Annotated in this window: 11 protein-coding genes and 1 pseudogene; 9 read left to right on the top strand and 3 right to left on the bottom strand. The window is 66.4% G+C overall.

Features of this window, described 5'->3' with window-relative positions; all coding sequences use genetic code 11:
• The 3 genes and pseudogenes from glyA to RMO25_RS02760 all read left to right on the top strand — a co-directional run.
• Positions 1-252: pseudogene (gene glyA, locus RMO25_RS02770) on the top strand (serine hydroxymethyltransferase); the annotation flags it as partial.
• Positions 253-258: 6 nt separating this feature from the next.
• Complete coding sequence (nrdR, locus tag RMO25_RS02765) at positions 259-744, top strand: transcriptional regulator NrdR (protein WP_309661082.1); 486 nt, start codon at positions 259-261, stop codon at positions 742-744.
• Positions 741-1,466, top strand: coding sequence for an RNA methyltransferase (locus tag RMO25_RS02760; protein ID WP_309661081.1), 726 nt, complete (start codon positions 741-743; stop codon positions 1,464-1,466). Before nrdR ends, RMO25_RS02760 begins: the two co-directional genes overlap by 4 nt.
• A gap of 1 nt (position 1,467) precedes the next feature.
• Here the strand turns inward: RMO25_RS02760 and RMO25_RS02755 are convergent, their stop codons facing one another.
• Positions 1,468-1,737, bottom strand: a complete 270-nt coding sequence (locus RMO25_RS02755; protein WP_309661080.1) for a chorismate mutase — start codon at positions 1,735-1,737, stop codon at positions 1,468-1,470.
• 272 nt (positions 1,738-2,009) lie between these two features.
• Between RMO25_RS02755 and RMO25_RS02750 the strand changes: the two genes are divergently transcribed.
• The 6 genes from RMO25_RS02750 (at position 2,010) to RMO25_RS02725 (ending at position 5,968) form a co-directional block, all read left to right on the top strand.
• Positions 2,010-2,276, top strand: a complete 267-nt coding sequence (locus tag RMO25_RS02750; protein WP_309661079.1) for a hypothetical protein — start codon at positions 2,010-2,012, stop codon at positions 2,274-2,276.
• 148 nt (positions 2,277-2,424) lie between these two features.
• Complete coding sequence (gene rpsD, locus RMO25_RS02745; protein ID WP_309661078.1) at positions 2,425-3,039, top strand: 30S ribosomal protein S4; 615 nt, start codon at positions 2,425-2,427, stop codon at positions 3,037-3,039.
• A 77-nt stretch (positions 3,040-3,116) separates the two neighbouring features.
• On the top strand, positions 3,117-4,091 hold the full coding sequence (locus RMO25_RS02740) for an agmatine deiminase family protein (protein ID WP_309661077.1): 975 nt from the start codon (positions 3,117-3,119) through the stop codon (positions 4,089-4,091).
• Entirely contained in the window at positions 4,088-4,354 is a 267-nt protein-coding gene (locus RMO25_RS02735) for a hypothetical protein (RefSeq protein WP_309661076.1), read from the top strand. Before RMO25_RS02740 ends, RMO25_RS02735 begins: the two co-directional genes overlap by 4 nt.
• Positions 4,351-5,199 (top strand): N-carbamoylputrescine amidase, encoded by an 849-nt coding sequence (gene aguB, locus RMO25_RS02730; RefSeq protein ID WP_309661075.1) that lies wholly within the window; start codon positions 4,351-4,353, stop codon positions 5,197-5,199. The genes RMO25_RS02735 and aguB overlap by 4 nt, the downstream gene beginning before the upstream one ends.
• Positions 5,192-5,968: a N(G),N(G)-dimethylarginine dimethylaminohydrolase gene (locus RMO25_RS02725; RefSeq protein WP_309661074.1), complete on the top strand. Its 777-nt coding sequence runs from the start codon at positions 5,192-5,194 to the stop codon at positions 5,966-5,968. Before aguB ends, RMO25_RS02725 begins: the two co-directional genes overlap by 8 nt.
• 9 nt (positions 5,969-5,977) lie before the next feature.
• Here the strand turns inward: RMO25_RS02725 and RMO25_RS02720 are convergent, their stop codons facing one another.
• A complete protein-coding gene (locus tag RMO25_RS02720; RefSeq protein ID WP_309661073.1) occupies positions 5,978-6,481 on the bottom strand; it encodes a GNAT family N-acetyltransferase in 504 nt (167 codons plus the stop codon).
• Positions 6,474-7,139 (bottom strand): uracil-DNA glycosylase, encoded by a 666-nt coding sequence (locus RMO25_RS02715; RefSeq protein ID WP_309661072.1) that lies wholly within the window; start codon positions 7,137-7,139, stop codon positions 6,474-6,476. The genes RMO25_RS02720 and RMO25_RS02715 overlap by 8 nt, the downstream gene beginning before the upstream one ends.
• Positions 7,140-7,158 lie beyond the last annotated feature (19 nt).

Below are 7,158 nucleotides of genomic sequence, written 5' to 3'. Positions count from 1 at the left end.
CGCGCCGGCATCACCTGCAACAAGAATGGCGTTCCGTTCGACCCGCTGCCGCCGATGCAGACCAGCGGCATCCGCGTCGGTTCGCCCGCCGGCACGACCCGCGGCTTCGGCGAGGCCGAATTTGCCGACATCGGCGACATGGTCGCCGACGTCCTCGAAGCCGTGGCCAAGGGTGGCGATGCTTCGATCGAGCGCGACGTCAACGCCCGCGTCCGCGCTTTGTGCGCCCGCTTCCCGATTTACCAAGGGTAGCGACGCTTGCGCTGCCCCTTCTGCGCCCATGACGATAGCCAGGTGAAGGACAGTCGCCCGTCCGAGGACGGCACCTCGATCCGCCGCCGCCGCGAATGCGCCGGCTGCGGCCAGCGCTTCACCACCTTTGAACGGGTCCAGCTGCGCGAGCTAACCGTGCTCAAGAAGGACGGCAAGCGCGAGCCGTTCGATCGCGCCAAGCTGGAGCGGGCGATCGCTCTTGCCTGCCGCAAGCGCAACATCGATGCCGGGCAGATCGAGCGGCTCGCCAACGGCATCCAGCGGCGGCTCGAAACCAGCGGCGACGAAGCTACCGCCAACCAGATCGGCCAGCTGGTGATGTACGGCCTAAAGGGTCTCGACCCGGTCGCCTACATTCGCTTCGCCAGCGTTTACAAGGACTTCAGCGAAGCCGGCGACTTCGCCGAAATCGCCGAAGCGGTCGGCGATACGCCGCCCGACGGCCCCGGCCTCCTCGACAAGCTGATATGAGCGAGACTTCGCCACCCATCATCATCCTCGTCCGCCCGCAGCTTGGGCAAAACATCGGCAAGGCAGCGCGGGCGATGTTGAACTTCGGATTGACCGAGTTGCGCTTGGTGGCGCCGCGCGACGGCTGGCCGAACCCGGACGCGGGACCAGCGGCGAGCGGGGCGGACGTGGTGCTGGAGCGAGCCCAGCTGTTCGACAACGTCGCCGAGGCCACCGCCGACTGCGCTTATGTCTATGCGACCACCGTGCGCAAGCGCGGAGTCGACCGGCCGGTGATGACTCCAGAGGAGGCCGCGCGCTCGATCCACGCCGCCGTTGGCCGCTCGGCGATCCTGTTCGGGCCGGAGCGATCGGGCCTCGAGACCGACGACCTGGGCGTTGCGCGGACGATCATCACGGTCCCGATCAATCCCGAATTCGGCTCCCTCAACCTCGCCCAGGCGGTCATCCTGTGCGCCTATGAAGGGTCGAAAGGGGTCGCGCTTGAAAGCCCGCCGGCGACGGCGCTCGATCCGCCCGCGCCGCAAGAGGAACTCGACGGGCTGATCGGGCACCTCGACCACATGCTCGAAGGCGCCGGTTATTTCTTCCCGGCCGGCCGGGCGCCGACTTTCCGCCGGGCGTTGCGCGGCGTGCTGACCAAGCCCGGCTGGTCATCGCAGGAAATCCGTACGCTGCGCGGGGTACTATCCTCGCTCGAACGCCCACATCCCCGCAGCTAGTTCAACGGCGCTCGTCGAAGCGCTCCAATTCATAAGCGATCGACTGCTCCATCAATTCCTCCCACACGGGAGCCAGTCGGCCAGCAGGCAAACCGAGCCGTTCGGCCTCGGCCGCAACCCTGGCATGAACCTCGATCTTGCGCGCCTCGTCGCGGACCGCGCCGCGATCCGGCTTGATCCGCGCCGCCGCCTCCATGTAACCGAAGCGTTGTTGCAACAGAGCGAGGATCTGCCGATCCACCTCATCGACGCCGGCACGGACGTCGGTCATGGTGGAACAGTGTCGGGGAGAAAGGGGCATCGGTCCTTTCTAGCCGCGATCGGGCGACTGTCGAGCCGCGATCGGTTAGTGGCCACCCGGTCGGTCCGGAAACTCACATGATTAGGGCGCGGAGTTCATCATCTTCGCGGCAATTGCTCCAATTGAAAGGCGCATTGCACGCTGCTATGTTAACGAAGGTTGTGGATTCCGACCGGTTGGGGCACTCGCGCCGAGGTCAATCAGGATCGGACCCATACACGGTTGCAGAGAGGGGAGCGATCATGATTCCATTGGTCTTTTTGTTCGCGATAGGAATGCAAGGAGACCCGCAAGGTTCGACCGCGAACTCGACAAAACCGGCGGTGACCGACGTGGCCGAAAAGCCCAAGGTCTGCCCGGTTCGCGCTCCGACCGGCTCGATCATGAACCGCCGCGCCGCGTGTGGAACAGTCGACACGACCGGAGACGGCATCTCCGAGCAGCAACTCGACCGGATGCGGCAGGAGAAGCAGGCGCGCGACTCCGTCACCATGGCCCATGGTCTTTAAACCGGCTTTTGCTTGACGTAATTGGGCGGGGCAGCTAGGCGCGCGCCTTCGCAATTGACCCCGCACGTCCGGTGAAGCGGTGGTCGCGTTTGGTATATGGCCAAGCGGTGCGGCCCCGGACACGAAACGAAGCAAGTTGGAGAACATCATGTCGAAGCGCAAAAGCGCCAAGTATAAACTCGACCGCCGGATGGGCGAGAACGTCTTCGGACGTCCCAAGAGCCCGGTCAACCGCCGCGAATATGGTCCCGGCCAGCACGGCCAGCGCCGCAAGTCCAAGGTGTCGGACTTCGGCATCCAGCTGCGCGCCAAGCAGAAGCTCAAGGGCTATTACGGCGACGTCACCGAAAAGCAGTTCAAGCAGACCTTCCAGCACGCCGCCAAGATGAAGGGCGATGCGTCGCAGAACCTCATCGGCCTGCTCGAGCGCCGGCTCGACATGATCGTCTATCGCGCCAAGTTCGCGCCGACCATCTGGTCGGCCCGCCAGATGGTCAGCCACGGTCACATCCGCGTCAACGGCATCAAGTGCAACATCGCGTCGCGCCGCTGCGCGGTCAACGACGTGATCGAGCTTGGCCCCAAGGCGCAGGAAATGGCGCTGGTGATGGAAGCGCAAAGCCTCGCCGAGCGCGACATCCCCGATTATGTCGTACCCGACGGCACCGCCAAGGCGACCTTCGCCCGCGTGCCAAAGCTCGACGAAGTTCCCTACCCGGTGCGGATGGAGCCGAACCTGGTGGTCGAATTCTATTCGCGCTGATCCTTTGGGACATCGCGGAAACGAGAGGGCGGCCCCGCGGGGTCGCCCTTTTTCGTTTGTCGCGTTAGAGGCCGCACATGAATTCCAATCCCCTACCCGAATGGGCGCCCCACCAAGCCGTGTGGATTGGCTTTCCGAGCGACCCCGCGCTGTGGAAGGACGACCTCGCCCCGGCCCAGGCCGAAGTCGCCGCCTTCGCCGCGGCGGTCCATGCCGATGGCGCGGGTGAGGAGGTGCGGCTGGTCGCGGCCGACGAGGCAGTGGCCACCGAGGCACGGCGGCTGGCGCCGTTCGCCACGGTGATCGTCGAGCCGTTCGGCGACATCTGGCTGCGCGACACCGGCGCGATCCTGTGCGGGACCGGCGCCGAGCGCCGCGCGCAGGGCTTCGGCTTCAACGGCTGGGGCGACAAGTACGACCTTGAGGGCGATGACAGCATCGGCGAGCGACTCGCAGCCGCCGCGGGGCTCCCCTACCAGAAGTCCGACTGGATCCTCGAAGGCGGCGCGATCGACGGCGACGGGACGGGCGTGTTCCTGACCACCGAGGAGTGTTTGCTCAACCCCAACCGCAACCCCGGCTTCGGCAAGGACGAAGTCGAGCAGCGCTTGACGCGCGACCTCGGCGCGAGCCGCATTGTGTGGCTCGGTGATGGCCTCATCAACGACCACACCGACGGCCATGTCGACAATCTGGCGCGGTTCGTCGCGCCGGGGCGCGTGACGATTCCCGAGGCGGTCGAGGACGATCCCAACGCCGCCACTTACGCCGACGCCGCCGAGGCGCTGCTCGACGCCGATCTCGAAGTGGTCGCCATCCCCTCGCCCGGCGCGGTCGAGCGTGACGGCAAGATCATCCCCGCCAGTTACATGAACTTCTACATCGGCAATGCGGTCGTGGTGGTGCCCCAGTACGGCGCGCCCAACGATGCCGCCGCGGTCGAGGCGCTGCAGGACATCTTCCCCGATCGCCGCGTCATCGGGCTGCGCGCCGACCATGTGCTAACCGGAGGCGGCAGCTTCCACTGCATCAGCCAGCAGGTGCCCGCATGATCGAAATGCTCACGACGCACGAAGCGACGGTTGAACTGCAACGCCTTGAAAGTGCTGGAATTGAGCTGTTTGGATTAGACGGCTTTAGGTTCTTGCAAGATGGGCGTTACGAAGCTCCGATCGATTTGATAATCGATTTCACGATGGCTGGTGCTCCGATCTCCACGCCAGCGCAGAGGTTCGCTGAAGCTCGTCAATTCGTAACCGCCAACGATACACCAGAGGCTCGTTGGGAAATCGTCTCGGGGTCAGAACAGGTATGACCAAGATCACCGTCGCCTCGCTCCAGCTCGCGTTCGGCGAGGACACCGCTGAGAACATCGCCAATGTCTCCGACCTCGTCCGCGAGGCGCATGGCAAGGGCGCGCGGGTCGTGCTTCCACCAGAGCTGTTTGAAGGACCCTATTTCTGCCGCACCGAGGATGAGGCGCTATTCGCCAATGCGCGCGCCACCGCTGACCACCCCTCGGTGCTGGCGATGCAAAAGCTCGCCGAGGAATACAAAATCTGGATCCCGACCAGCTTTTTCGAGCTCGACGGCCAGCACCATTACAACAGCCTCGCGATGGTGAACCCCGACGGGAAAATCGCCGGGGTCTATCGCAAGAGCCACATCCCCGACGGCCCGGGCTATCAGGAAAAATTCTATTTCCGACCAGGCAACACCGGCTTCAGGGTGTGGCCCGGCGCGGGGACGACGCTCGGCGTCGGCATCTGCTGGGACCAATGGTATCCGGAAGCCGCGCGGGCGATGATGCTGATGGGCGCCGAAATCCTGTTCTACCCGACCGCGATCGGGACCGAGCCGCATGACCCCGACCTCGACACCTCGCGGCTGTGGCGCCGGGCGATGATCGGCCACGCGGTGTCGAATGTCGTCCCCGTCGTCGCCGCCAACCGCATCGGCACCGAAGGCGACCAACGCTTTTATGGCCACAGCTTCATCTGCGACGAGCGCGGCGACATCCTTGCCGAGTTTGGCGCCGATGAGACCGGCGTGCTGGTCGCCAAGCTGGATATTGCGGCCGCGAAAAAGCACCGCGCGGCGTTCGGCTTCTTCCGCGACCGCCGGCCCGAGCTGTACGGACGACTGGTCGAAGATGTCTGAGCGGGTGCGCGCCGTGCTGCGCATGCCGTCGCCGTCGCTGGCCCAGTGCGAGCTGACTCATATCGACCGCGTTCCGATCGACATCGAGCGGGCGCTCGTCCAGCACCGCGCCTACGCCGACCTGCTCGCGCGACTTGGCGCCGCGGTCACCATCCTCGACCCGCTGCCCGCCTATCCCGACAGCTGCTTCGTCGAGGACGCTGCGCTCGCCTTTCGCGAATGCTTCGTCCTGACCTCACCCGGCGTCGAATCGCGCCGCGCCGAGCCCGCGATGCTGCGCGGCGCGCTTCCCGGTGACCGGCCGGTCCTCGCCATCGACCGCCCGGCGACGATTGACGGCGGCGACGTGCTGCGCGTCGGCACGGCGGTCTTCGTCGGCCTCACCAGCCGCACCAATGTCGCCGGGATCGACGCGCTGCGAACGGCGGTCGCGCCATTCGGCTACACGGTCACCGCGGTCCCGGGCGATGCCGCGCTGCATCTCAAGACCGCGGTAACCGCCGCCAGCGACGCGTGCGTGCTGATCAACCCGGCCTGGGTGGACCGCACCCTGTTCGCCGCGTTCGACCAGATCGAGGTCGACCCGGCCGAGCCGTTCGCCGGCAACTGCCTCGCGATCGGCGGCTCCCTCGTCATGCAGCAAGCCCACCCGCGCACCGCCGGAAGGCTTGCCGCCAGGGGGTTCGCGGTGGCCAGCGTCGATGTCTCGGAATTCGCCAAGGCCGAAGCCGGACTGACCTGCCTCAGCCTGCTGATCCCGCCAGCCTAGCGCGGCATCCTAACGCGGTCGAAGGTCCAGACGCAGATAGACGCTGTCGCACAGCGCGTCGCCGACCTTCCACGTGCCCGCTACGCGGTGGGTTTCGACGAAGGCGTGGCGCTCGAGCAATTTGAGCGAGGGCGTGTTACGCGGGTCGACGTCGGCGAGGAGCTCCGCCGATCCAAGCGCGCGGCGGCGGGCGATAAAGGCGGCGAGCGCCTCGCTGGCCAATCCCCTGCCCCACTCAGCCGGGTCGATCAGGAAGCCGACGTCGGGCAGTTTCCACGCGCCGAGCTTGCCGATCGACGCTCCGTCAAGGGTAATGATGAAGTCGTCGCTGTGCGCCGGATCGGCGCCGATCATCGACTCCAGCCACGCCTCGGTCGTCGCCAGCTCGGTATGCGGCGGGGTCGACCAGTAACGCATCGCGACCGGATCGCTCATGATGCGATGGAGCGCGGTCACGTCGTCGGGCCGCGCGCGCCGCATCACCAGCCGCTCGGTGCGGATCTCGTCAGCCATCGCGCAACGCCACCGCGCGGGCGAACACGCGTTCGAACATCGCCGCGTCGAGCCGCCGCGTGTTCTGGTTGTAGCGGCTGCAATGATAGCTCGACAGCAAAGTGATCCCATGCGGCGCGGGATGTTCGGCGGCATGAGCGAAACGGGTCGCCCCCGGCTTCAGCGACAGCGCCCGCGCCGCGCTGCCATGTGCGATCTGGCCGAGCGCGACGATCACCTTCAGTCGCGGCAACTGGCCCAGCGCCTCTTCAAGGAACGGGCGGCAGGTCGCGATTTCGGCCGTCTCAGGCTTGTTGGCGGGCGGTAGGCACTTGACGGCATTGAGGATGATCGCGCCCGACAGGTGCAACCCGTCACCGCGGTCGGCGCGATAGTCGCCCTCGCTCAGCCCGAACCTGGCGAGCGTCGCATAGAGCAACTCCCCCGCAAAATCGCCGGTGAACGGCCGTCCGGTGCGGTTGGCGCCCTGCTTGCCCGGGGCGAGCCCGACGATCGCCAGCCATGCCTCAGGATCGCCAAACGCCGGCACTGGCGCGTTCCACCAGTCGGGATGCTCGGCGCGGCATGCCCCGCGAAACCGCGCCAGACGTGGGCACAGCGGGCAATCGCGCGGCGCTTCGGCCTGGGGGAGCGGGGAAAGGTCAGCGGGTTGGAGCATGGGAGCGAGCCTAGCGCTC

Origin of the sequence: Sphingomonas sp. (assembly GCF_031361285.1) — a bacterium.
Lineage (GTDB): Bacteria > Pseudomonadota > Alphaproteobacteria > Sphingomonadales > Sphingomonadaceae > Sphingomicrobium.
This window is presented reverse-complemented; position numbering and strand designations above follow the sequence as displayed.

Bases quoted from the DNA above. Each gene is read 5' to 3' on its own strand.
- RMO25_RS02760 (WP_309661081.1), top strand. From the start codon at position 741: ATGAGCGAGACTTCGCCACCCATCATCATCCTCGTCCGCCCGCAGCTT.
- RMO25_RS02755 (WP_309661080.1), bottom strand. From the start codon at position 1,737: ATGACCGACGTCCGTGCCGGCGTCGATGAGGTGGATCGGCAGATCCTC.
- RMO25_RS02750 (WP_309661079.1), top strand. From the start codon at position 2,010: ATGATTCCATTGGTCTTTTTGTTCGCGATAGGAATGCAAGGAGACCCG.
- rpsD (WP_309661078.1), top strand. From the start codon at position 2,425: ATGTCGAAGCGCAAAAGCGCCAAGTATAAACTCGACCGCCGGATGGGC.
- RMO25_RS02740 (WP_309661077.1), top strand. From the start codon at position 3,117: ATGAATTCCAATCCCCTACCCGAATGGGCGCCCCACCAAGCCGTGTGG.
- RMO25_RS02735 (WP_309661076.1), top strand. From the start codon at position 4,088: ATGATCGAAATGCTCACGACGCACGAAGCGACGGTTGAACTGCAACGC.
- aguB (WP_309661075.1), top strand. From the start codon at position 4,351: ATGACCAAGATCACCGTCGCCTCGCTCCAGCTCGCGTTCGGCGAGGAC.
- RMO25_RS02725 (WP_309661074.1), top strand. From the start codon at position 5,192: ATGTCTGAGCGGGTGCGCGCCGTGCTGCGCATGCCGTCGCCGTCGCTG.
- RMO25_RS02720 (WP_309661073.1), bottom strand. From the start codon at position 6,481: ATGGCTGACGAGATCCGCACCGAGCGGCTGGTGATGCGGCGCGCGCGG.
- RMO25_RS02715 (WP_309661072.1), bottom strand. From the start codon at position 7,139: ATGCTCCAACCCGCTGACCTTTCCCCGCTCCCCCAGGCCGAAGCGCCG.